This window comes from Chitinolyticbacter albus, from assembly GCF_024437655.1.
Classification (GTDB): Bacteria; Pseudomonadota; Gammaproteobacteria; order Burkholderiales; family Chitinibacteraceae; genus Chitinolyticbacter; species Chitinolyticbacter albus.
This window is the reverse complement of sequence record NZ_JANBVF010000017.1, coordinates 83,973-105,068: the sequence shown is the minus strand read 5'-3', so window position 1 is coordinate 105,068 and position 21,096 is coordinate 83,973. Positions and strand designations below refer to the sequence as shown.

The following is a 21,096-nucleotide window of genomic DNA, read 5'->3' as shown; positions in this document are numbered from 1 at the left end:
GATCCTTCCACACATTGGAATATGCAATCATCCTCTCCTTTTCCTTTGCTTTTTCATTGCGAAAGACAGTCGCGACATGTTGCAAGACCAATGGCAGGAATTTTCGACGCGGGGCGCATTTTGCCTCAGTTGTGGTCGGGCGGAAGGTGTAGCCCTGTCTAGCTTGTAGGCTCGGGGAGCACCAGTTTGCCGAGCTCGGCCAAGGGCGGCAGATCGGTGAGCGATGCCAGGCCCAGGTCGTCGAGAAACTCGCGGGTGGTGGCCAGCAGCTCGGGCCGGCCGGGGACTTCCTTGTGCCCGACCACGTCGATCCACTGCCGCTCCTTGAGCGCCTGGATGATGGTGCTGGCGACCGTCACGCCGCGGATCTCCTCGATTTCACCGCGGGTGACCGGCTGCCTGTAGGCAATGATGGCCAGCGTTTCCATCACCGCGCGCGAGTAGCGCGGCGGCTTTTCCGGGTTCAACCGATCGAGGTAGGGCTGCATTTCCAGTCGCGCTCGAAAGCGCCAGCCCGAGGCGAGCTTGACGAGCTCCACGCCGCGCCCGTCCCAGTCGCGCTGGATATCGGCCAGCAAGGCGCTAAGCTCCGCGGCAGATGGCGGCAGCGGGAACAGTTGCTTGAGCGTCGGCAACGGCAGGGGCTCGCCCGCCACCAGCAGCGCCGTTTCCAGCACGCGTTTGGCGTGGGTGCGTTCGGCTGCGCTCAATTTTTCAAGCGCGGCTTCGCTCATGCGCCCTCCCCCACCAGCGAGCCGACGCGTTCGATCTCGCTGCCCGCCAGGCGTACATAGATAGGCACGAAGCCCTCGTCCTGACTGACCATGATGTGCTTTTCCTTCACCAGCTCCAGCACCGCGATAAAGGTTACCACCAGCATGGGCACGCCGCGCACGGCGTCGAACAGCTCGCGAAACTCGACATAGCGGCCACCGGACAGCACGCGCAGGATGTGGCTCATCTGCTCGCGTACCGACAGCGCCTCCAGTTGCACCGTATGGTGCTGGCGCCGCTTGGCGCGAGCCAGGATGGCGTGCCAGGCCGCGCGCAGATCGGCCGGGTTCACGTCGGGCAGCACGACCACCGCGTCACGTTCGAACAGCACCGCCACCAGCTGGAAATCGCGCCCCGCCTGCGGCAGGCGATCGAGCTCGTAGGCGGCGAGTTTGATCTGCTCGTACTCGAGCAGGCGTCGCACCAGTTCGGCCCGCGGATCGTGTTCATCGCCCTCGTGCTGGCTCGCAGGCTTGGGCAACAGCAGCCGCGACTTGATCTCGATCAGCATCGCCGCCATCAGCAAATATTCGGCGGCGAGCTCCAGCCGGGAGGTCTGCATCGCTTCGACATACTGCATGTATTGCGCGGTGACCGCCGCCATCGGGATATCGAGGATATCGATGTTCTGCTTGCGGATCAGGTAGAGCAGCAGGTCGAGCGGGCCTTCGAACGACTCGAGCAGCACCCGCAGCGCGTCGGGCGGGATGTAGAGATCCTGCGGCAGCTCGCTGAGGGGCTCGCCAAATACATGCGCGAGTATGGGCATGGCCAGCACCTCGGCATCCACCGTGGCGTTCATCGCGCGTCGTCGTCCTGGCCGGGCAGGCGCATCGGTTCAGGCTTTTCCAGTTTGGGAATACCATCGACGCGGACCAGCAGCATCAGCACGCCCAGCAACATCAACAACAGCGGCAGCAATACGCTCCAGCCGATGGCGTAGAACTGGTGCGCAAACACCGCGGCGCCTCCCGCGATCAGCATGGGGCCGCTGACCCGCGAACTCCTGTTCGCACCATCGATGACGAGCACGGCGGCGCCCGCGATCACCAGGCCAAACACCACGATCCAGCTCACCGCCGGCGCGATGCTGAGGCTGTTCACCAGCCAGCCGGCGCCGATGACGATCAGCGAGACGGGAATCAACGCATTACGCAAGGCAGGCTCCAATTACAGGGATGAAAATTCGGGCGCGTACTGCACCACGCCATTGCCGCCGGCGAGTGCGCCGGGGGCGAGTTCCAATGCCAGGAAGTACTCGGCGGGCACATCGTAGGCACAGGTCAAGCCATACTGGCTGGCGGGAACAAATCCGAAGCGGCGGTAATACGCGGGGTTCCCCAGCACCACCAGCGCCGCGATCCCGCCCACCTTCAATTCGCGCAAGGCAGCCTGGATCAGCGCCGACCCCAGGCCTCGGCCCTGGGCCTCAGGCGCCACCGCGATGGGTGCAAGGCCTAGCACCGCGCCTTGTACGCCAGGCGCGTCGACCGCAGAGAACAACACATGGCCACACACCTCACCCGCTAAATCGCAGGCCACCAGCGACAGTGACACGTGCCCGCAATCGACCAGCGCCTCGATCAGATCGGCCTCCTCGACCCGGCCGAAAGCGGCCGACGTCACCGCATGGATCTGCGGGGCATCGATCGGCGTGGCGTGACGGATCAGCATGGGCAATCCTCCGGGGGCATGAATACGCTACCGTACTGCGGGCTCAGGCCAGGTCGGGCGCGCGACGCAGCGGCAACGTCATCGGCTGCATGATGCCGCCGGACATCGCCGTTGCCAAGCGCGTCGCCAGCACGACCACGCCATTGCACTCGTTCCCGGACTCGCGACATTTACAGCCCGAACACCGCCGCACTGCCATTGCCTTGGCGCAGGATCTCCGGGACGTCGCCCGACAGATCGACCACGGTGGTCGGCTCTAGGCCGCAATAGCCCCCCTCGATCACCAAATCCACGTCGTGCTCGAGCCGCTCACGGATTTCCCAGGCATCGGTCAGCGGGTACTCCTCGCCGGGCAACAGCAAGGTGCTCGACAGCATGGGCGAACCCATTTCCTCGAGCAAGGCCAGGGCCACCGGGTGATCGGGCACGCGAAAACCTATGGTCTGCTTCTTCGGGTGCCACACGCGGCGCGGCACTTCCTTGGTCGCGAGCAGGATGAAGGTGTAGCTGCCGGGCGTTGCCGCCTTCAGCCGGCGGAACTGCTGGTTGTCGACACGAGCGTAGGTGCCCAACTCGGACAGATCGCGACAGGCCAGCGTGAAGTGGTGTTTGTCGTCGAGCTGGCGGATGCGGCGGATGCGCTCGAGCGCATCCTTGTTGTCGAGGCCGCAGCCGAGCGCATAACAGGAGTCGGTGGGATAGACGACGAGACCGCCCTTGCGGATGATCTCGACCGCCTGTTTGATCAGGCGCGGCTGCGGATTTTCGGGATGGATGGAGAAAAACTGAGACATGTCGTCATGTTACCCCGATTCGATAGACCGCAAGCGCCGGTTCAAGCGCGCAGGTAGCCGCCGAGCCAAACGCAGGCGCTTGCTGCAGCAAGCGGCAAGACGGGCGGACTTCACTCCACAGGAGAGCGCCATCGCGGAGCATGGCGCCGGCGCCACGGAAAGAGAAACCCGTCGACGCGGACTGTCACCTCCATTGCAGCCAGCCTGCCAGCGGCAGATGAGCCGGGCTGTTCTTGAGCAGCAGCCTACCTCAGCCCAGGCTCAACTGAGCCAACGCGTCCAAACCGGCTCGCAGCCCAGTGGCAGATCGCCATTGAGCCCCGGCTCGCGCGCGCCTTCGCCCGTGGCGTGATAATCGCTGCCGACCGAGGCCAAGAGCTCGAACTCCTGCGCCAGCCGGCCGAAGCGCCCGACATCGGCCGCGCCGTGGCTACCGGAAACCACTTCGATCGCCTCGCCGCCCAGGCGCTTGAACTCGGTGAGCAGTACGCGCATGGTCTCGTTGCCCATGTCGTAACGGCCGGGGTGCGCCAGTACAGCCACGCCGCCCGCTTCCCGTATCCAGCCTATGGCCTCGTGCATGCGTGCCCACTCGTGATCGACGAAGCCCGGCTTGCCGCGCACCAGGAACTTCTTGAACACGCTTTTCGTATCCTTGGCCGCGCCGATCTCGACGAGATAACGGGCGAAATGGGTGCGGCTGATCATCTCCGGATTGTCGGCGTACTTGCGCGCGCCAGCGATCACGTTGTCCAACCCGACCCGCGCCAGTGAATCGCTCATCGCCTGCGCCCGCGCATCACGCCCGGCGCGCACGCCGGCGAGCCCAGTCTTCAATGCCGGATGCTCAGGATCGAACCCCAGGCCGACGATATGCAGCGTGTGCTTGCCCCAGCTCACCGAGATCTCGACGCCGCTGACAAAGCGCATGCCATGCTGCGCCGCCTCGTCGGCCGCCTCGGACAAGCCACGGGTATCGTCGTGATCGGTCAGCGCAAACAGCTGGCAGCCGCGCTCTGCGGCCTTGCGCGTCACCTCACGCGGCGGCAACAGCCCGTCCGAGGCGTTGGAATGGCAGTGCAGGTCGACCGGATTCATATGGGCTGCCTCGCGGTGAAACGCAGCTTCATCACCAGCACCGAACCGGCAAGCAACAGCGTAACGATATTGGGAATGATGACCGGCCAGGAGCCGATGGCAATGCCGAACGCCAGCCACAACGCGATGCCGGTGACAAACAGGCTGTACATGCCGAGCGAAATGTCGGCCACCGAGCGGGTGCGCCACACCTGCAGCACCTGCGGCAGGAAGGAAATGGTGGTGCAAAAGCCGGCGATATAGCCGACGAGGTCGGCAGCGGTCATGCGGGGAACACTCCGGTGGACAGGTAGCGATCGCCCCGATCGCACACGATGGAGACGATCACGGCATTTTCCACTTGGTTCGACAATTGCAGCGCTGCCGCGAGCGCGCCACCCGACGAAATGCCGGCGAAGATGCCCTCTTCGCGCGCCAGCCGCCGCGCCATCTCCTCGGCCTCGGGTTGACTCACTTCCAGCACCCGATCGATCTTGGAAAAGTCGCAGATTGCCGGCACGTACTCCGCCGACCACTTGCGGATGCCGGGGATGGCCGCGCCATCCATGGGCTGCACACCAACGATCTCGATCGCCGGGTTCGCTTCCTTCAGGTAGCGGCCGGTGCCCATGATGGTGCCGGTCGTGCCCATGCTGGAGACGAAATGCGTGATCTTGCCGCCGGTATCGCGCCATATCTCCGGGCCGGTCCCTTCATAGTGCGCCAGCGGGTTGTCCGGGTTGGCGAACTGGTCGAGCACCAGGCCCTTGCCCTCGGCAACCATCTCGGTGGCGAGATCGCGCGCCACTTCCATGCCTTCGACCAGGATCACGTCGGCGCCGAAGGCCTTCATCGTCTGCACCCGCTCCAGGCTGGAATTCTTCGGCATGATCAGCACCATGCGGTAGCCCATCATGGCGGCCGCCATCGCCAGCGCGATGCCGGTATTGCCACTGGTGGCCTCGATCAGCGTGTCGCCCGGCCGGATGGTGCCACGCGCCTCGGCATTACGGATCATCGACAGCGCCGGTCTGTCCTTGACCGAGCCCGCGGGATTGTTGCCTTCGAGCTTCACCAGCACGATGTTGGACGTATCGCCCGGCAGGCGCTTGAGGCGTACGAGGGGCGTGTTGCCGACGAAGTCTTCGAGGTAGCGATACATGCGTTTGGCTTCTGAAAGGATGGCCGATTATACCCGCTTCGTCTGAGTCGGCCGGTGCCATTACGCCGCGATTGCAGATGCGCCATTCGGCAACAGCAATATGCCGGTCGCTGCGTCCCGGCGCACCACGCTATAGTCGGCGATGCGCGCGATCACCCCGCGCTGTGCCGGCACCTGATTGCCGACCAGTACCACGACGCGGCAGCCAGTGAGGATGCGAGCCCAGCGGCGGCGGCGTCGAATACGATGCAGTCGCGCGCGGCGACGCCCAAAGCGGCTATGCCAGCCTCAGCCTGTTCTATCGGCAGTTCAGCCAACGGCAACGCATGCCACCCGCCGCTTTCCGCCGTCGACACCACTTGCGGCACGGTGCCGGCAGGCCGACCTCGCTCGAATTTGGCCCGTGCAGCGGCAGTGATAGGCAAGCCGATTGACGCCTACGCGGCGCACTTCAACCGCTGGGACCGGTAGGCTTGCGGCGCTGGCTGCAGTGCGCGGGTCAACGCCACCTCACCAGCGGCCAGCCTGACGCGATAGAAAAACGCCGGCCGACGCCGGCGTTTCGATACCGCGCATAGTCCGCTTATTGAACGACAGGCAGCTCAACCCACATCGCCAGGGCGCGCTTGTAACGGATCTGGATCTGATCGCCGACCGCTACGTTATCGAGACGCGAACGATCACGCACTTCGATTTCCTGCACGCGGCCTTGCGGGCCACGCAGCTTGACGAGGCCACGAGCCTTGTCTACCGCGACGACGTCGGCGCTCAATAGTTCGGTCCTTTCCCAGCTGGCGCCCGGCTTCTCGCCGGCGGCGGCGCGGCCGCTGCCTTCCTCGCTGCTCACTTGCGGCAGACCACCACCGCCCTTGACCAGATCGAACGCCACCGCACGGTCCACCTGCACCGCGGCCACGTCACCCGGCTTGAGTTGATCGAAATTTTGCACGGCGGAAGAGACGGGCAAGTCGGAGACTTCACCGCCAGGCAGCCGCAACGTCACGATGCGATTGGCCTGATCGATCGCGATAACCTCTACCTGGACTTTTTCCGACTTCTCGAACAGGAACAGTTTCTCCTCGGCCGCCGCGCGCAACGTCAGCAGGCTTCCGAGCAATGCGACAGCAATCAAAGTGCGCTTCATAGTTTTCCCTTTGCAGTCTTTTCGACTTTATCAAGCTAGCCCAGGAATGCTAATGCGCAAGTGGCGATGCCCGTATCAGGAAAAGCCCGTTGGCATGAAGCCAGACTCCGATGGCCTTGCGGCCTGGTCGCAGCCCTGTCCCGCCACCGTACGGCCAAAGCCAGGTTCACCTGGCCTTCGTGTGTGGCGCGACTATGCCCGCAGCAGATGCTCGACATAGCGCTGTACCCCTTCCTCCACCGTCAGGAAGGCTTCGTCGTAGCCCGCCTCGCGCAGCAGTGAAAGATCGGCCTCGGTGAAGCTCTGGTACTTGCCCTTGAGCGCATCCGGGAATTCGATGTACTCGAGCAGCCCTTGGGCAATCATCTCTTCGCGGGAGAGTGCCGAGAGGCCATCGGCAGCGCGACAGCTGTTCACCACCGTGCTGGCCACGTCGTTGAAGGGCTGGGCGCGGCCGGTGCCGACGTTGTAGATGCCGCAGATTTCCGGGTTGTCGAGGAACCACAGGTTGACCTTGACCACGTCATCCACCGACACGAAATCGCGGGTATGGCCGCCTGCGCCATAGCCACCGTACTCGCCGAACAGCTTGACCTTGCCGGTGGCGCGGTACTGGTTGAAGTTATGGAACGCCACCGAGGCCATGCGCTCCTTGTGCCATTCGCGCGGCCCGTACACGTTGAAGTAACGGAAACCCACCACTTGCGCGGTAATGCGCTCTTCTTCGATGCGGCGACGCAATACCTGATCGAACAGCAGCTTGGAATAGCCATAGACATTGAGCGGCGCCTCGCACTCCGGATCCTCGTAAAAGCCGTTCATGCCTGCGCCGTAGGTGGCGGCGCTCGACGCATAGAGGAACTGCGCTTCCTGATCCTGGCACCACTCGAACAGATTCAGCGTGTATTGGTAGTTGTTGTCCATCATGTAGCGGCCATCGTGCTCCATGGTGTCCGAACATGCACCCTGGTGCAGGATGGCGCTGACCTGGCCATCGAATACGCCGGCGGCCAGTTCCTCGATGAAATCGTGCTTGTCGAGGTAGTGGGCGATCTGGCAATCGACGAGGTTGCGGTATTTTTCGCCGCGCTTGAGGTTATCGACGGCGAGAATGTCGGTCTCGCCGCGCGCGTTGAGCGCCTTGACGAGATTGGAACCAATGAAGCCGGCCGCGCCGGTGACGATGATGGTCATAGAGTGTCCTTAAAGCCCACAGCGGTGCGACTTGATCCAGGTCGCCAGCCAGTCGTAATTCGATGCCGACCGTTGCCATGCCACGGCATCGAGTGCGTCAAAGTCGGCAGTATCCCCGATTTGGCGCCAGAGCTCGATAGCTTGAACGCACGCATCCGCCGTCTCGAGCGCGCCGATGGCACGATATGCCGTTACGAACCAGTTCCAATCGGGCTTCACTGCGAAGCCGGGATCGAACAGATAAGCAAAACCACCGTTATCGATCAGGCCTTGGGCAGTCACAACCACCATCACCGTCCTGTCGACCTCGGGGGCGGTCAGCGGATCGAAACCACGGGCCTCAATCCGCTCGCACGCCCAGGTGATGGGATCAGTTTGCATACCCCAGGCGCGTGCACAGCGCCAGCAGCAGCCATGCCCCGTGCGGCATCCACTGTTCGGTCCAGCGCCAGCTGTTGGTCATGGTGACTTCGTCGGTGCGATGGTAGTCGATGTCCTGGTCGTCATCGAAGCCGCCGGTAATGCCATTGCATACGCCGCCTGGGGCATTGAAGAAGCCCGGCTCGTAGCGCGGGTTGTTGCGGCCCCAGCCTTGCAGCATGCACACATCGTAGGGGTTGGCACCGAGCAGCCAATCGACCGCAAACTGCGCATGCTGCACCAATTGCGCGGCAAACTCGGGCTCGCTAGCAAACAATGCCGCGCCGCGCTGGTAGGCGCTGGCGATCGAACCCAGGCGGGCGTTCTCGCCCTGCCACCAGTACTGCGTTTCGTTGTCGTGCGGGATAAAGAACTGGGTCTTGCCAGGCTTGCCGATCTGTTTGATGTATTGGCGTGGATAGCCAAACGGGTTGTTTTCCTCATCCCGGATCGCGAGCTCATACTCGAACGCCAGGCGCAGCGCGGCGCGCACGCGGCCGGCCAGCGGACTATCGGGCGCCACTTCGACGAAACGCATCAGTGCGATCAGCGGCAGACCGGCCTCGGCCGCGTGGAAATAGCTGCGCTCACCGGCGCTATCGGCGCGGAACCAGCCTTCGGGGCTCTGCCGCTCCAGCAACTTGAGCACACGCCGAGCCGCGGCGTTGGCGTAATCGCCGTCGCCCGTGATCGCCAGTAATTCCACGGCGGCCAAGAGCGCGCAATAGTCGTCAATGATGTTCTCGGCACCGTCGTCCAGGTAATCGACGTTATGTGCTTCAAGATGAGCAAAGCCCTTGGCGGCGGCGGCAAGGTAGTCGGCGCGTGTAAACGACTCGCCGTCGCGCGGCAACTGCGAGGCGCGCGCCAGCGCGGCAATGGTCACCCCCGCGCCTTGGCGGTAGGCGGCCTGATAGCTGGCGAACTTCTCGCCACCGAGCTTGTATTCGCAGATGTCACGCTGGTTCTCGTCCTTGCTCCAGCGGTCGAACACCGTCATGTAGAAGTAACCGGCCGGATCCTGTAGGCGCATCAGAAAATCCGCGCCGTGCAAGGCCTCGTCGACGAAGCGTTCGTTGAACCACTTGCTGTGAAAGGCCATCGCCTCATCCAGTTTTTCGGGCTCATCAATCCGCTCGGCGATCCAGTCCGGACGCGCTGGCAACTGGGCCAGGCTCTCGATCAGGCTCCAGACCACGATAGGGGTCTGCTGCGGATTCATGTACTGCGCGTACGACAGGTGCGATAGATACTTGGACACATCGCCCGAGGCGTCGTACCAGCCGCCGCGCACATCGCGGCGCTCGTTTGAGCCGAACTTGGGGCGGGAACGGTCCGCGAGGTCGAAGACCCCGGTGCAGCGCTGGCCCTTGATGTAATGGACGATGTCCGACACCAGCAACTCGCCCAAGAGCCGGCGGCGGATGGCAAACGGGTGCGACACCAGCGGCGGCGTAACGCCGTCGATGGCCAGGAAATATTCGCCTTCTGCATCGAGCGCCGAGAAATCGGCCTGCCAATAGTGCTTGAACGCGCCCTGCGCCTTGCCCCAGCCAGCGACGCCGCCAACCGCGCTGAATGCACCGTGGAGCACCGCCGCACGCGTCACCTGGTCGTAGACGGTGTAGCGTGTGCTGGAAAAATCTGCCGACGCTTCGAGCAGCGCAAACTTGCGGGTAGCGGGTTCGAAACCCAGGTGGTTCAGCAACAGGCGAGGCATGGGGAGTCCGGAAAAGCGAAGCGCGGGTAATTATCGCTGCGGCGGCCCGAATGCGGACCGCCAATTGGGCTTATAACAATATCAGCAAATTACCACTTGGGCGCACTACCCGCTGCGTTCGGCTTCAATCCCTGTTGCGCCAGATCAAATATCGTCGTGCGCAAAATACCAGTTGCGTGCAGCTCCGATCATGCCGGCATGGTTGCCGGCACTGGCCAGCGCCACCTCGCTCATGCCACGAAACTCCGGCATCAGGATTTCGTCGAGCGCGGCGTTGATTTCCTTGTGAAAGCGCGCGCCGCGCCCGGTGATACCACCGCCCAGCACCACGCGTTCCGGGTTGAAGGCGTAGATCAGGTTGGCGATACCGGTGGCCAAGAGCGCCAGCCAGCCGTGCACCACTGCCGTCAGCCGCGCATCGCCCGCATCGTACGCAGCAAACACACTGCGGCCATCCCAGCCTGCGTCGTTGGTCGCGGCGATCGCGGCATTGACGAGGCCGCGCATCGACGCGTAATCCTCCCAGAGCCGGCCATCGATCCGCATATAGCCCCATTCACCCGCCGCGGCGCGATGGCCACGATACAAACGGCCATCGATCACGATGCCGCCGCCGATGCCAGTGCCGACGGCGATCGCCAGATAGTTGGCGATGCCCTGCGCCGCACCGCGCCAGCCCTCGGCCAGCGCAACGCAGTTCACATCGTTTTCCACGGTGACCGGCAAATCGAACGCCTGCTCCAGGCTGGTCTTGGGCGAGATGCCGATGTAGCCCGGAATGGCTTCGGCTGCGGCCAGAATGGTGCCGTCCTGCGGTGCCACCAATCCCAGCGTCGACAGCGCAATGCCGCGAGGGCTGTACGCGGCGATCAAGGGCGCTGCCACTTGCCGCACCCGGTCGAGCATCGCCGCGGCACCGGCCGCGCCGTGGGTGGCCATGCTGTGCGCCAGCAACACCTGTCCCGCCTCGTCGACCAGACCGTACTTGATCTGGGTTCCCCCAATATCGAACGTCAACAGCATCAGCGGATTTCCCAGTCGATGGGGGCCTTGCCCATCGATTGCAGGTAGTGGTTGGCCTTGGAGAAATGGCCATTGCCGATGAAGCCGCGATGCGCGGACAAGGGCGAAGGATGCGGCGATTCGAGCACGCAGTGCCGCGTACGATCGATCAGCGCGCCCTTCTTCTGTGCGTGTGCGCCCCACAGCATGAACACCAGGTGGTCAAACTCGTTGGCCAGCCTGGAGATCACGGCATCGGTGAACGGCGCCCAGCCGCGCTTGGCGTGCGATGCCGCACAATCGGCCTCGACGGTGAGCGTGCTGTTGAGCAACAGCACGCCCTGCTCGGCCCAGGCTTCGAGATTGCCGTGCGCAGGCGGCGTCAGCCCCAGATCGCGGGCGAGCTCCTGCCAGATGTTGCGCAGGCTGGGCGGCGTTTTCACGCCCATAGGCACAGAAAAGGCAAACCCATGCGCTTCGCCCGGGCCGTGGTAGGGATCCTGACCCAGGATCACCACCTTGACGCCACGCGGTGGCGTGGCCGCGAGTGCAGCGAACCATTGCGCCTTGGGAGGATAGAGCGTTACTCCGGCTTCGAGCTCGGCGGCCAGGAAGTCGGCCAGCCGGTCGAAGGGCGGACTGGAGGCGACGGCGGGATCAACCCAGGCCGCCGGTACCTGTTGTGCGAGCCAGTTCACGCAGCGGCCTCTCGTTCGCGGCGGATCTGCTCGCGGTGATGACGGAAAACCATACGGTCAAATGCATCCTTCAGATGTTGGTCGGTGATCAGCCAGCGTGCGCTCACTCGGTGCGCCTGCCCCGCCGGCTCGCAGGCCACGACCTGTGCCGGCAGCGTCAGCAGGTAGGGCAAGGTGGTGCTGGGACTGAAGCCCAGCCAGCCTTGCTCACCCGCAGTCAGCGGCGTTTCCTGCGCCCAGATCGCATGTTCTATACCCAGGCGCATCAACCCCACCGCCGGCAACTCGGGCGTAATCAAGCGGGCCAGCCATAACAGCTGCAGATCGAGCTTGGCATCATGCTCGCCGAGCTCCTCCCCGCCCTGGTGCTCCAGCGCGGCAAGAACATGCAAAAACCGTGCGGCTTCAAACGGGCTTTGCCTGGCCGCGGACAGCCATGCGTGCGGCAAGCGGGCGTCGAAATAAACACCATCCTTGATCATGGCCGCTCTCCAGTGGCTGAGCTGTCCCGATTATAACGCCGGCCGGATGCCGACCTGCCGCACGCGCTCAAACAGGCAGATCGCGGCAGCGGCGCCTACATTGAGCGATTCCAGACCAGCTGCCATCGGAATACGCAAGCGCAGCGTCGCCAGCGCCGCGAGCCCGGGTGACACGCCATGGCCTTCGGCGCCGACGACCAGCGCCAGATCGCCAGCGAGATCGGCGGCATAAAGATCGATCGAAGCATCGAGCAGCGTGGCGGCGATTCGTCCCTGAAACGCGGTGGCAAAGGCCTGCAGATCGGCGCGCTCGACGAGGTTGAGCAGGAAATGCGCGCCCATGCCCGCGCGCAATACCTTGGGTGACCAGACATCGGCACAACCGGGGGACAACAGCACCTGGTCCACCCCGGCGGCGGCGGCGGTACGCAGGATGGAGCCGACATTGCCCGGATCCTGCACGCCATCGAGCAACAGGCACAGCCCGTCGCGTCGCATCGGCGGCGACGCGGCAACGTTGATCAGCGCCAGCACCCCGGTCGGGCTCGGCAGTTCGGTCAATTCCTTGAACAAGGCCGCATCGAACACCACTACCGGTGCGCCGCTGCGTCGGCACAAGGTGGCAAGCTCGGCCTCGGCGAGGCCGCCTTCGGTCACGATCAGCTGGGCGATGGGCCAGAGCGCATCGAGCGCGCTGGCAAGCAGATGAGCGCCGTCGAGCAACGTCTGCTGCGTTTTCAGGCGCTCGCGCCGTTGCGTGGCCAGCTTGTGCAGCTGCTTGAACAACGGATTGTGGCGGGATTGGATGATCTCCATGGGCGCGCATTGTACCGGCTTCGACGCCGCCCGCCACGCGCGGGGCCAGGCGTGGCGGCCTCAATGTTCTCCGGGGCGCCCCGCGCTGGCCGACAAGGCCTGCGAAGTCAGCTGGCAGACACGACGCACCTGCTGGTAGTCGCCATCACTGATCGTCGTGATGCGATCAGCGAACAGGATGCCCAGCGGTTTGTCGTGCACGAAGATCGACATCGCGCAGAACGCGTCATGGCCGATCTGGCGAAGCAACTCGGGCGGCAGCAAGGCCTTGACCTCGCCGCGATGCGGCGCCTCGACGCGTATGCACTGCGGACGCTCCAGCAGGCGCGAGAACAGTGTGGGCGGTGCCAGCGAGATCTCCAGTCGCCGGATCGGGTCGGACTCGCCCGCCCCCTGGCAGAAGCGCGCACGCAACTGCAAGCCATCAGGCGTCAAGAGCGCCAGCACGATGCGACGCATCGCCAGCCCTTCGGCCAGCGCGCGCACGGCCAGCGACATGATCTGATTGGCGGGTGCGCGCTCCTTGCCGGCGTGGTGCAACGCTGAAAGGCGTTCCACCATGGGGTCCGGCTGCACGGTGCGCGCCGCCGGCACAGCAGCGGGCGACACCGGCAACGGGGCTGGTTTGGCCGGCGTTAACGCCTGCGCCGGAGCCTCGGCCGGTGCAGGCGGACGCGGCCAGGAGCCCGGCAGCATCGGCAACCAGCGCGCCGCAGGCATAGCCGCCGCCTCGGCATAATCACGCGTGGCATAGCTCAGCATCAGCGCGGTTGCGGTTTCCCAGACGGCCCCTTCTTGCTGCTGCAAGAGGGCAGCAATCGCATGCAGCTCGCGTTGCACCTGTGGCTGCCACCAGCCCAGCTGCAGCGCGGCAGCCAGGCGCAAAGCCGCCTGCTGCAGGTTGAGCCGCGCCTGGCCGTCGCCACTCTCGCGCGTCAGATCGATAATGGCTTCGGGCAGGCGCCAGCTGGCGAGCAGCTCGGTCACCCGCGGCATGGGGGCCGGCGTGGCAGGATCGAGCCCCGCCACCAGAGCAAGCAGCGGCGAGATGCCCTGCAGCAGCGCGGCGATATAGACCTCGTCCAGCCGCGCGTCGAACCGGCGCTGGGCATAGTCACGGGCGAGCCGCGCGGCGAATCGGACTTCCAGAATGGCCGCGCGATAGGCGCGTAGCCGCGCGGGATCGCCCGCCATCAGTTCGTCTATCGTGGGTCCGCGGCAGAAACGCTCGAAGAACGGTGCCACGCCGAACAGCATCACGGCACTTTCGACCGATACCACGTCAGCTGCGAGGCCAGAGCGCACGCGCTGGTTGGCCACGCGCAGCACCTGGGCGGCCAGCAATGGGTCGCGCAACACGATGTCGGCGATTTCGCCCGGGCTGGTGCGCTCCGGCCGGCGCATCAGCGGCAGCAAGCGCTCACGCGTGGCTTTCAGCGAGGGCAGAGCCCGGCCGGACCAGTACTCGATCCAGGGATCGCTCAACGTTGCCATAGCAGGAGCTCGCTTCCCTTCCAGTCGCCGACGGCGATGCGCGCGCGCGGTGGCTGATCAGGCACGTCAAAGCAATTGCTGACGAACAGCGCGCCCTCGCCAAGCTCGGCCTCGATCTTGCGCCATAAGGCCGGCATCGCGGCCGGGGACAAATACGCATACACCACGTCGTAGCCAGCCAGCGGATGGGCGTAGAGGTCACCGCGCTGCCACGCTACCGGCAGTCCGGCGAGCCGAATGCGTCCCACCAGCCAGGGCAACCAGGCCGCCTCGACGCCGACCCCGCGCACATCCGGGCGATGCCGTGCAAACCATGCCAGCACGGTGCCGGTACCAGCGCCCAGATCGACTAGGCTGGCGCCGGGCGGCACATGCTCGGACAAACGAGCCAGCGCTTGGCCATTGCTCAGGTAAAGCGGCACTCGGGTACGCCAGACGGCGCCATAGACCAGCAAGGTGACGGCAAAAGCGAGCGCCCAGGCCCAGGCAGGTAGCGCCAGCTGCGTAGCGGCCAGTACCGCCCAGGGAAAACAGAAATGGATGAGGGACCACCAGCGCCCGTCATGGACGCGGTACGCCAGCAACGCCGCCACCACGCCGCTCGCTGTCGCCAGCTGCCACGTGGTCAGCGGCCACGCCAAAGCGCGGGCCAGCGCAACGACCGCAGCCACGGCAGCGAGCTGCACGCCGAACAGCCGGATCGCTTGCATGGATCAATGCCCGGCCAGGCCCTGCGCCACTGCGCTGGCGGTGGTGTCGTCATCGCCCACCCCGGCCTGGTCGCGGATCTCCTGCTCGGCGTCCTTATTCAGCACCACGATGCTGATGCGGCGATTGATCGGGTTGTAGATGTTCTTGGTGTCGAGCGGGATTTCCGCCGCAAAACCGTTGACGCGCAACATCTTGTCCTCGCCCAAACCGCCGAATACCAGTTCACGGCGCGACGCATTGGCGCGATCGGCCGACAGCTCCCAGTTGGAAAAGCCACGCAGACCGCTGGCGAATTGCTGCGCATCGGTGTGTCCGGACAGCGAGATTGAGTTCGGCACTTCATTCAGCAGTTGCGAAATCTCGTGCAGCACTTCCTTGGCATAACTCTCAAGTTCGCTGCTGCCGGACTTGAACATGGGGCGATTTTGCGTATCGACGATCTGGATCCGCAGGCCTTCGGCGACCATGTCGAGCCGCAACTGGCTCTTGAATTCCTTGAGCTTGGTATTGTCCCGCGCCTTGTCGTTCATGATCGCTTCGAACTTGCGCTTGAGCTCGGACAGTCGCTTGCGATCGTGGGCGATCTCGGTTTCATCGGCGCCGCCTTTCTGCATCTGCCCCTCAGCCTCGGTCAGATCCTTGCCACCGCCCTTGATGAGCGATTCGGCCGCGCCGGCACCTTCCCCACCTTGGGATGCAATCTTCAGCGGATTGTTGAAGTAGTCGGAGATGCCCTTGAGGTTGCCCTTGGACACGGAGCCCAGCAGCCACATCAGCAGGAAGAACGCCATCATCGCGGTCACGAAGTCGGCATAAGCGATCTTCCACGCGCCGCCGTGGTGGCCGTGGTCGCTTTTCTTGATCCGTTTGACGACTATAGGGCGTTGGGAATCGTCGCTCATGCTCGCACCGGTCCGCGCTTACCTGTTCTTGGCATTCTTGACGAAGTTTTCCAGCTCGCTGAATGCCGGGCGATCGACGGAGCTCAGCGCCTTGCGCCCGAACTCCACGGCCACTTGCGGCGCATAACCATTCAGACTGGCCAGCAGCGTCACCTTGATGGTGTTGAGCACCATCGTACCTTCTGCCGCCTTGTTTTCCAGGATCACGGCCAGCGGACCGACGAAACCGTAAGCCAGCCAGACCCCCATGAAGGTCCCGACAAGGGCCGCGCCGATCAGGCCGCCGAGCTCGGACGGCGGCAGATGCAGCGAACCCATGGTATGCACCACACCCATCACGGCCGCGACGATGCCGAAGGCCGGCAGACCGTCGGCCAGCTTGGCCATGGCGCTCGCCGGGATCGCCGCCTCGTGATGATGGGCATCGAGTTCGACGTCCATCAGGTTCTCGATCTCGAAGGCATTCAGATTGCCCCCCACCATCAGGCGCAGATAATCAGTCATGAACTCGATCACATGATGGTCATGCGCGATCTTCGGGTATTTGGCGAACAGCGGGCTGCTGTGCGGCTCCTCGACATCGCCCTCGATCGACATCAGGCCTTCCTTGCGCACCTTGGACAGGATTTCAAACATCAGCGCAAACAGGTCCATATAGAACGCCTTGCTGTACTTCGACCCCTTGAAGAGCGAAGGCAGGGCTTTCAGGACGGCTTTAAGCGGCTTGCCACCGTAGCCGGTGATCATGGCGCCGAGGGCACCACCAAAAATGATGACGATTTCCGCTGGCTGCCACAGCACGGCCAAGTGCCCGCCGTGGAATGCATACGCGCCGAGAATGCACGCACACATGAAAACGTAGCCAATGATGACGAACATGAGCGAGGCGGACCTGTCTTGTTTTTATCGGGAGCGAGGCGGCAAAAACTGCCGCCCACGTCGCATCTTAGTGGCTGGGGGCACTGCGAACAACTTTCACCACAGCGTATGCTGCGCGAACGCCGCACGTACCGGGCCAAAACTGCGACGATGCGCGGCGCAAGGCCCCAATTGCGCCAACGCCGCCAGATGCTGCGCAGTCGGATAACCCTTGTGCTGGGCAAAGCCGTAGCCCGGATACAGTGCTTCGAGCTCGTCCGCCTCGCGATCGCGCGCCACCTTGGCAAGAATGGACGCCGCAGAAATCGCCTGCACCTTTGCATCGCCCTTGACGATGGTCTCGACCGCCATCGCCAGCCTGGGCGGACGGTTGCCGTCGACCAGCGCCTTGTGCGGCGTGACCGACAGGCCCTCGACCGCGCGCTGCATGGCCAAAAGCGTCGCTTGCAGGATGTTGATGTCGTCGATTTCGCTCGCACTGGCGCTGGCGATCATCCAGGCGCTCGCCTTGAGCTGTATCTGCACGAACAGCTTTTCGCGCTGCGCAGCCGAGAGCTTCTTGGAATCATTGAGTCCGACAATGCCATGATCATCCGGCAGGATGACTGCTGCCGCGTAGACCGAGCCCGCCAGCGGGCCACGGCCGGCCTCGTCAACGCCGCAGACGATCATGCGTAGCGCCCATTGAGCAGGCCGACGATGACTTCGGCGGCCTGATCGACGCCGCCGCAGCGCAGGCTTTCGTGCAGCGCGGTAAAGCGCTCGGTCAGCGCCGCGCTCGCTTCCTTGTTCTCGACGAATTCGATCAACTGGGCCGAGAGCTTTTCAGGGGTCGCGTCGTGCTGCAGCAATTCGGGCACAAGCTTCTCGCCCGCAAGCACATTGGGCAGGCTCACATAGGGGATCTTCAGCTTGCGCTTGACGATCCAGTAGGTCAGCCGGCTGACGCGGTACGTGACCACCGTCGGGCGCTTGGCCAGCATCGCCTCGAGCGCGGCGGTGCCGGAGGCAACCAGGATGGCATTGGCGGCCATCATTGCTTCGTGCGCGTGGCCGAACATCAGGCGAAATGGCAACTCGTTCGCCTGGAGCCGCCAGATCGTGTCCTCGAACAGCTTGCGCGTCTCGCGCGTGACCAGCGGCACCAGGAAGCAGGCGTCCGGGTAATGTGCGTGCAGTTTCTTCGCCGTTTCGATGAAGAGCTCGGCGTGCATCTCGAGCTCGCTGATCCGGCTGCCCGGCAACATGGTGAACACCAGCCCCGCCTTGGGCAGATCGAGCAGTTCGCGGATCGCTTCGCGATCTGGCACCAGCGGAAACTGGTCAGCGAGCGGATGACCGACATAGGTCGCGGCGATGCGCGCATCACGGTAAATGGCCGCCTCGAACGGGAACAACAGCAATACGTGCGATGCGGCGCGGCCGATTTTCTTCAGTCGCTCCATGCGCCAGGCCCAGACCGAGGGGCTGACGTAATGCACGGTAGTCATGCCGGCGTCGCGTGCGGCGCGTTCCAGCCCCAGATTGAAATCGGGGGCATCGATGCCAATCACGAGATCCGGCCGCTCCAGCGCGATGGCGCGCTTGAGTTTGCGGCGGATGCCCAAGAGCTCCGGCAAGTGTTTGAGCACTTCCAGATAACCACGCACCGCAAGCTTGTTCATCGGCACCAGGCTGTGTGCGCCGGCCGCCATCATCTTGGGCCCGGCGATCCCGGCAAAGCGGGCGTTCGGGATACGCGCCTTGACCGCACGGATCAGGTCCGCGCCCAGCAAATCGCCGGACGCCTCGCCGGCAACGATTGCCAGTCGTGGCCCCTGCCCGCCCGGCGTAAACAGTTTTTCGCTCATCGTGTCGGTTTTGTTTTAACGCATGATGCCGCGCTGGCTTAGCGCGAAGAAATCGGCGAACGGCTGCAACTCGGGCTCTGCGTCAAGGCGCGCCTCGATCTGCGAGCGCGCCTCCTCGTAGGTCAGGCCCTCACGATACAGCTGCTTGTAGGCACGCTTGATATGGGTGATCGCATCACTGCTGAATCCGCGCCGTTTCAGCCCTTCGCTGTTGATGCCGCGCGCCGCGGCGCGATTGCCTTCACAAATCACGAACGGTGGCAGATCCTGCACGATGATGGACCCGCCGCCGGCCATGGCATGCGCGCCTATGGTGCAGAACTGGTGGATCGCCGACAGGCCGCCCAGGATGGCCCAGTCGCCCACATGCACGTGGCCACCCAGCGTCACCGAATTGGCGAAGATGGTATGGCTGCCGATATCGCAATCGTGGCCGACATGGGCATAGGCCATGAACCAATTGTCATCGCCGATCCGCGTCACGCCCTGATCCTGCACGGTGCCCGTCGACAGCGTGATGTTCTGGAAGAAGGTGTTGCCGTTGCCGATCACGAGCCGGGTCAGCTCGCCGGCGTACTTCTTGTCCTGCGGCGGGCAGCCGATATGGCTGCCGGCGTGGAAGGTATTGCGCTCGCCGATCTCGGTGATGCCGTCGATCATGACATGTGCCGCCACGCGGGTGCCGGCGCCGATACGGACGCCAGCGCCAACGATGGCGTAAGGGCCGATCTCGACATCACTGGCAAGCTCGGCCTTGGCATCGATAAGTGCCGTGGGATGGATATTGGCCATACGCCCCCCGCTAGGCCGTTCAGACCTGGTTCAGCTGGCGCTCGGCGCACAGCAGGTCAGCCTCGGCGGCAAGCTCGGTGCCGACGAAGGCCTGTGCCTTGTATTTGCCGATACCCCGCTTTTGCGTGACGATCTCCACGCACAGCGTCAGCGTATCGCCCGGCACCACCTGGCGCTTGAAGCGGCAGTTGTCGATGCCGGCGAACAGGTACAGCGTGCCGCTATCGCCGCTCTTACCGCTGCTCTTGAACGCCAGTACGCCAGCCGCCTGGGCCAGCGCCTCGATGATCAGCACGCCCGGCATCACCGGGTATTGCGGAAAATGGCCCGGGAAGAACGGCTCGTTGATGGTGACGTTCTTGATCGCCTTGATCGACTTACCCTCTTCCAGCTCGATCACCTTGTCGACCAGCAGGAACGGATACCGGTGCGGCAACAGCTTGACGATGTCGTTGATGTTCAAAATGCTCATTCTGCTTCCTCTGCCGCTGCGCTCAGCGCAGCCAGTCGTTTTTCGAGTTGTTTGACGCGATCGGCCAGCTCGTCCAGATGCCGCAGTTGCGCCGCGTTCTTCAGCCATTCGCCGTGACCCTGCATCGGGTAGGAACCCGAGTAGGCGCCCGGCTGGCGTATGGTCTTGGCGACCAGGGTGCCACCGAGGATGGTCACGCCATCGCAGATTTCGAGATGGCCGCTGATCATGGCGGCGCCGCCCAGCTGGCAGCGCGCACCGATCGTGGTCGAGCCGGCGATGCCGACGCAGGCCGCGATCGCCGTATGTTCACCGATTACTACGTTGTGCGCGACCTGGATCAGGTTATCGAGCCGCGCCCCGCGCCGGATCACCGTATCGTCGAGCGCGCCGCGATCGATCGTGGTATTGGCGCCGATCTCGACATCGTCCTCAATGATCACCCTGCCGATTTGCGGAATCTTTTCCCAGTGGTCACCGGCCCAGGCATTGCCAAAACCGTCCGAGCCGATCACCGCGCCCGGATGCAGGATCACCCGCGCGCCAACCCGGCAGCCGGCGGCGACGGTGACATGCGGATGGATCAACGTCTCGTCACCGATCTGCGCGTGACTGCCGACGAAGACATGGGCCTGCAGCACGCAGCGCTCGCCTATCACCGCGCCCGCCTCGATCACCACGCCGGGGCCGATCTGCGCGCTGGCCGCAACCTGCGCATCCGCGGAAACAATGGCAGAAGCATGTATGCCCGGAACCGTCACCGGTGCCGGATGCAGCAGGCGCGCCGCGCGCGCATAGGCAAGATAGGGATCGGCCAGCGCAATGCAGGGTTTGCCAAGTTGCGGCACCGCCTCGGGCCGGGCCAGCAAGGCGCCGGCCGCGCTCTGGCTCGCCGCCGCGATAAAACGTTTTTGCGCAACGAAACTCAGGCTATCGGCGCCCGCCTGCGCGAGGCTCGCCACGCGACCGATCTCGACATCGGCACCGACCAGTTCCCCGCCCAGCAGGGTCGCCAGTTCAGACAGACGCATCGCCATGC

At 64.2% G+C, this 21,096-nt stretch carries 25 protein-coding genes; all 25 read right to left on the bottom strand.

Going from position 1 to position 21,096, the window contains the following annotated elements; genetic code table 11:
* Nucleotides 1-158: 158 nt before the first annotated feature.
* The 25 genes from scpB to lpxD all read right to left on the bottom strand — a co-directional run bounded on the left by scpB (nucleotide 159) and on the right by lpxD (nucleotide 21,088).
* On the bottom strand, nucleotides 159-734 hold the full coding sequence (scpB, locus tag NLI84_RS11965; RefSeq protein ID WP_255990439.1) for an SMC-Scp complex subunit ScpB: 576 nt from the start codon (nucleotides 732-734) through the stop codon (nucleotides 159-161).
* Complete coding sequence (locus NLI84_RS11960) at nucleotides 731-1,576, bottom strand: segregation and condensation protein A (RefSeq protein ID WP_255990437.1); 846 nt, start codon at nucleotides 1,574-1,576, stop codon at nucleotides 731-733. The genes scpB and NLI84_RS11960 overlap by 4 nt, the downstream gene beginning before the upstream one ends.
* Nucleotides 1,573-1,932: a hypothetical protein gene (locus tag NLI84_RS11955; protein ID WP_255990435.1), complete on the bottom strand. Its 360-nt coding sequence runs from the start codon at nucleotides 1,930-1,932 to the stop codon at nucleotides 1,573-1,575. Before NLI84_RS11955 ends, NLI84_RS11960 begins: the two co-directional genes overlap by 4 nt.
* A gap of 12 nt (nucleotides 1,933-1,944) precedes the next feature.
* On the bottom strand, nucleotides 1,945-2,448 hold the full coding sequence (locus NLI84_RS11950; protein WP_255990434.1) for a GNAT family N-acetyltransferase: 504 nt from the start codon (nucleotides 2,446-2,448) through the stop codon (nucleotides 1,945-1,947).
* A gap of 170 nt (nucleotides 2,449-2,618) precedes the next feature.
* Nucleotides 2,619-3,242, bottom strand: coding sequence for an L-threonylcarbamoyladenylate synthase (locus tag NLI84_RS11945; protein WP_255990432.1), 624 nt, complete (start codon nucleotides 3,240-3,242; stop codon nucleotides 2,619-2,621).
* A 261-nt stretch (nucleotides 3,243-3,503) separates the two neighbouring features.
* Nucleotides 3,504-4,340, bottom strand: a complete 837-nt coding sequence (locus tag NLI84_RS11940) for a 3',5'-nucleoside bisphosphate phosphatase (RefSeq protein ID WP_255990430.1) — start codon at nucleotides 4,338-4,340, stop codon at nucleotides 3,504-3,506.
* Nucleotides 4,337-4,606 carry a SemiSWEET transporter gene (locus NLI84_RS11935; protein WP_255990429.1) on the bottom strand — a complete coding sequence of 90 codons (270 nt, stop codon included), beginning with the start codon at nucleotides 4,604-4,606 and terminating at the stop codon, nucleotides 4,337-4,339. The genes NLI84_RS11940 and NLI84_RS11935 overlap by 4 nt, the downstream gene beginning before the upstream one ends.
* Nucleotides 4,603-5,481, bottom strand: coding sequence for a cysteine synthase CysM (gene cysM, locus NLI84_RS11930; protein WP_255990427.1), 879 nt, complete (start codon nucleotides 5,479-5,481; stop codon nucleotides 4,603-4,605). Before cysM ends, NLI84_RS11935 begins: the two co-directional genes overlap by 4 nt.
* A 583-nt stretch (nucleotides 5,482-6,064) precedes the next feature.
* A complete protein-coding gene (locus NLI84_RS11925) occupies nucleotides 6,065-6,625 on the bottom strand; it encodes a hypothetical protein (protein ID WP_255990426.1) in 561 nt (186 codons plus the stop codon).
* A 192-nt stretch (nucleotides 6,626-6,817) separates the two neighbouring features.
* Nucleotides 6,818-7,819 (bottom strand): ADP-glyceromanno-heptose 6-epimerase, encoded by a 1,002-nt coding sequence (gene rfaD / locus NLI84_RS11920; RefSeq protein ID WP_255990425.1) that lies wholly within the window; start codon nucleotides 7,817-7,819, stop codon nucleotides 6,818-6,820.
* Between the two features lie 9 nt (nucleotides 7,820-7,828).
* The gene (locus NLI84_RS11915; RefSeq protein ID WP_255990424.1) at nucleotides 7,829-8,200 is read right to left on the bottom strand and encodes a DMP19 family protein; all 372 of its coding nucleotides are present in this window, start codon (nucleotides 8,198-8,200) and stop codon (nucleotides 7,829-7,831) included.
* Nucleotides 8,190-9,959, bottom strand: a complete 1,770-nt coding sequence (locus NLI84_RS11910) for a glycoside hydrolase family 9 protein (protein WP_255990422.1) — start codon at nucleotides 9,957-9,959, stop codon at nucleotides 8,190-8,192. Before NLI84_RS11910 ends, NLI84_RS11915 begins: the two co-directional genes overlap by 11 nt.
* 144 nt (nucleotides 9,960-10,103) lie before the next feature.
* Nucleotides 10,104-10,982 carry an ROK family protein gene (locus NLI84_RS11905; RefSeq protein ID WP_255990421.1) on the bottom strand — a complete coding sequence of 293 codons (879 nt, stop codon included), beginning with the start codon at nucleotides 10,980-10,982 and terminating at the stop codon, nucleotides 10,104-10,106.
* The gene (gene ung / locus NLI84_RS11900; RefSeq protein ID WP_255990420.1) at nucleotides 10,982-11,659 is read right to left on the bottom strand and encodes a uracil-DNA glycosylase; all 678 of its coding nucleotides are present in this window, start codon (nucleotides 11,657-11,659) and stop codon (nucleotides 10,982-10,984) included. The genes NLI84_RS11905 and ung overlap by 1 nt, the downstream gene beginning before the upstream one ends.
* A complete protein-coding gene (locus tag NLI84_RS11895; protein ID WP_255990419.1) occupies nucleotides 11,656-12,141 on the bottom strand; it encodes a PilZ domain-containing protein in 486 nt (161 codons plus the stop codon). The genes ung and NLI84_RS11895 overlap by 4 nt, the downstream gene beginning before the upstream one ends.
* A gap of 30 nt (nucleotides 12,142-12,171) precedes the next feature.
* Entirely contained in the window at nucleotides 12,172-12,957 is a 786-nt protein-coding gene (locus NLI84_RS11890; RefSeq protein WP_255990418.1) for a TrmH family RNA methyltransferase, read from the bottom strand.
* 60 nt (nucleotides 12,958-13,017) lie between these two features.
* Nucleotides 13,018-14,442 carry an HDOD domain-containing protein gene (locus NLI84_RS11885; protein ID WP_255990417.1) on the bottom strand — a complete coding sequence of 475 codons (1,425 nt, stop codon included), beginning with the start codon at nucleotides 14,440-14,442 and terminating at the stop codon, nucleotides 13,018-13,020.
* Nucleotides 14,439-15,161, bottom strand: a complete 723-nt coding sequence (locus NLI84_RS11880) for a class I SAM-dependent methyltransferase (RefSeq protein WP_255990416.1) — start codon at nucleotides 15,159-15,161, stop codon at nucleotides 14,439-14,441. The genes NLI84_RS11885 and NLI84_RS11880 overlap by 4 nt, the downstream gene beginning before the upstream one ends.
* A 3-nt stretch (nucleotides 15,162-15,164) precedes the next feature.
* Complete coding sequence (gene motB, locus NLI84_RS11875) at nucleotides 15,165-16,064, bottom strand: flagellar motor protein MotB (protein ID WP_255990415.1); 900 nt, start codon at nucleotides 16,062-16,064, stop codon at nucleotides 15,165-15,167.
* Between the two features lie 18 nt (nucleotides 16,065-16,082).
* On the bottom strand, nucleotides 16,083-16,943 hold the full coding sequence (motA, locus tag NLI84_RS11870) for a flagellar motor stator protein MotA (RefSeq protein ID WP_255990414.1): 861 nt from the start codon (nucleotides 16,941-16,943) through the stop codon (nucleotides 16,083-16,085).
* A gap of 96 nt (nucleotides 16,944-17,039) precedes the next feature.
* A complete protein-coding gene (gene rnhB / locus NLI84_RS11865) occupies nucleotides 17,040-17,615 on the bottom strand; it encodes a ribonuclease HII (protein ID WP_255990413.1) in 576 nt (191 codons plus the stop codon).
* A complete protein-coding gene (gene lpxB / locus NLI84_RS11860) occupies nucleotides 17,612-18,793 on the bottom strand; it encodes a lipid-A-disaccharide synthase (protein ID WP_255990407.1) in 1,182 nt (393 codons plus the stop codon). The genes rnhB and lpxB overlap by 4 nt, the downstream gene beginning before the upstream one ends.
* Nucleotides 18,794-18,808: 15 nt before the next feature.
* On the bottom strand, nucleotides 18,809-19,585 hold the full coding sequence (gene lpxA / locus NLI84_RS11855; RefSeq protein WP_255990405.1) for an acyl-ACP--UDP-N-acetylglucosamine O-acyltransferase: 777 nt from the start codon (nucleotides 19,583-19,585) through the stop codon (nucleotides 18,809-18,811).
* A gap of 19 nt (nucleotides 19,586-19,604) precedes the next feature.
* Nucleotides 19,605-20,057, bottom strand: a complete 453-nt coding sequence (gene fabZ / locus NLI84_RS11850) for a 3-hydroxyacyl-ACP dehydratase FabZ (RefSeq protein WP_255990403.1) — start codon at nucleotides 20,055-20,057, stop codon at nucleotides 19,605-19,607.
* Entirely contained in the window at nucleotides 20,054-21,088 is a 1,035-nt protein-coding gene (lpxD, locus tag NLI84_RS11845) for a UDP-3-O-(3-hydroxymyristoyl)glucosamine N-acyltransferase (RefSeq protein WP_308445823.1), read from the bottom strand. The genes fabZ and lpxD overlap by 4 nt, the downstream gene beginning before the upstream one ends.
* Nucleotides 21,089-21,096: the final 8 nt, after the last annotated feature.

Coding starts and splice junctions, on each gene's coding strand:
- NLI84_RS11940 (WP_255990430.1), bottom strand. CDS start 4,340: ATGAATCCGGTCGACCTGCACTGCCATTCCAACGCCTCGGACGGGCTG.
- cysM (WP_255990427.1), bottom strand. CDS start 5,481: ATGTATCGCTACCTCGAAGACTTCGTCGGCAACACGCCCCTCGTACGC.
- NLI84_RS11905 (WP_255990421.1), bottom strand. CDS start 10,982: ATGCTGTTGACGTTCGATATTGGGGGAACCCAGATCAAGTACGGTCTG.
- lpxB (WP_255990407.1), bottom strand. CDS start 18,793: ATGAGCGAAAAACTGTTTACGCCGGGCGGGCAGGGGCCACGACTGGCA.
- fabZ (WP_255990403.1), bottom strand. CDS start 20,057: ATGAGCATTTTGAACATCAACGACATCGTCAAGCTGTTGCCGCACCGG.
- NLI84_RS11880 (WP_255990416.1), bottom strand. CDS start 15,161: ATGCAAGCGATCCGGCTGTTCGGCGTGCAGCTCGCTGCCGTGGCTGCG.
- NLI84_RS11895 (WP_255990419.1), bottom strand. CDS start 12,141: ATGATCAAGGATGGTGTTTATTTCGACGCCCGCTTGCCGCACGCATGG.
- NLI84_RS11915 (WP_255990424.1), bottom strand. CDS start 8,200: ATGCAAACTGATCCCATCACCTGGGCGTGCGAGCGGATTGAGGCCCGT.
- NLI84_RS11935 (WP_255990429.1), bottom strand. CDS start 4,606: ATGACCGCTGCCGACCTCGTCGGCTATATCGCCGGCTTTTGCACCACC.
- NLI84_RS11945 (WP_255990432.1), bottom strand. CDS start 3,242: ATGTCTCAGTTTTTCTCCATCCATCCCGAAAATCCGCAGCCGCGCCTG.
- lpxD (WP_308445823.1), bottom strand. CDS start 21,088: ATGCGTCTGTCTGAACTGGCGACCCTGCTGGGCGGGGAACTGGTCGGT.
- motB (WP_255990415.1), bottom strand. CDS start 16,064: ATGAGCGACGATTCCCAACGCCCTATAGTCGTCAAACGGATCAAGAAA.
- motA (WP_255990414.1), bottom strand. CDS start 16,943: ATGTTCGTCATCATTGGCTACGTTTTCATGTGTGCGTGCATTCTCGGC.
- NLI84_RS11950 (WP_255990434.1), bottom strand. CDS start 2,448: ATGCTGATCCGTCACGCCACGCCGATCGATGCCCCGCAGATCCATGCG.
- rfaD (WP_255990425.1), bottom strand. CDS start 7,819: ATGACCATCATCGTCACCGGCGCGGCCGGCTTCATTGGTTCCAATCTC.
- NLI84_RS11890 (WP_255990418.1), bottom strand. CDS start 12,957: ATGGAGATCATCCAATCCCGCCACAATCCGTTGTTCAAGCAGCTGCAC.
- NLI84_RS11925 (WP_255990426.1), bottom strand. CDS start 6,625: ATGAAGCGCACTTTGATTGCTGTCGCATTGCTCGGAAGCCTGCTGACG.
- NLI84_RS11960 (WP_255990437.1), bottom strand. CDS start 1,576: ATGAACGCCACGGTGGATGCCGAGGTGCTGGCCATGCCCATACTCGCG.
- scpB (WP_255990439.1), bottom strand. CDS start 734: ATGAGCGAAGCCGCGCTTGAAAAATTGAGCGCAGCCGAACGCACCCAC.
- lpxA (WP_255990405.1), bottom strand. CDS start 19,585: ATGGCCAATATCCATCCCACGGCACTTATCGATGCCAAGGCCGAGCTT.
- NLI84_RS11910 (WP_255990422.1), bottom strand. CDS start 9,959: ATGCCTCGCCTGTTGCTGAACCACCTGGGTTTCGAACCCGCTACCCGC.
- rnhB (WP_255990413.1), bottom strand. CDS start 17,615: ATGATCGTCTGCGGCGTTGACGAGGCCGGCCGTGGCCCGCTGGCGGGC.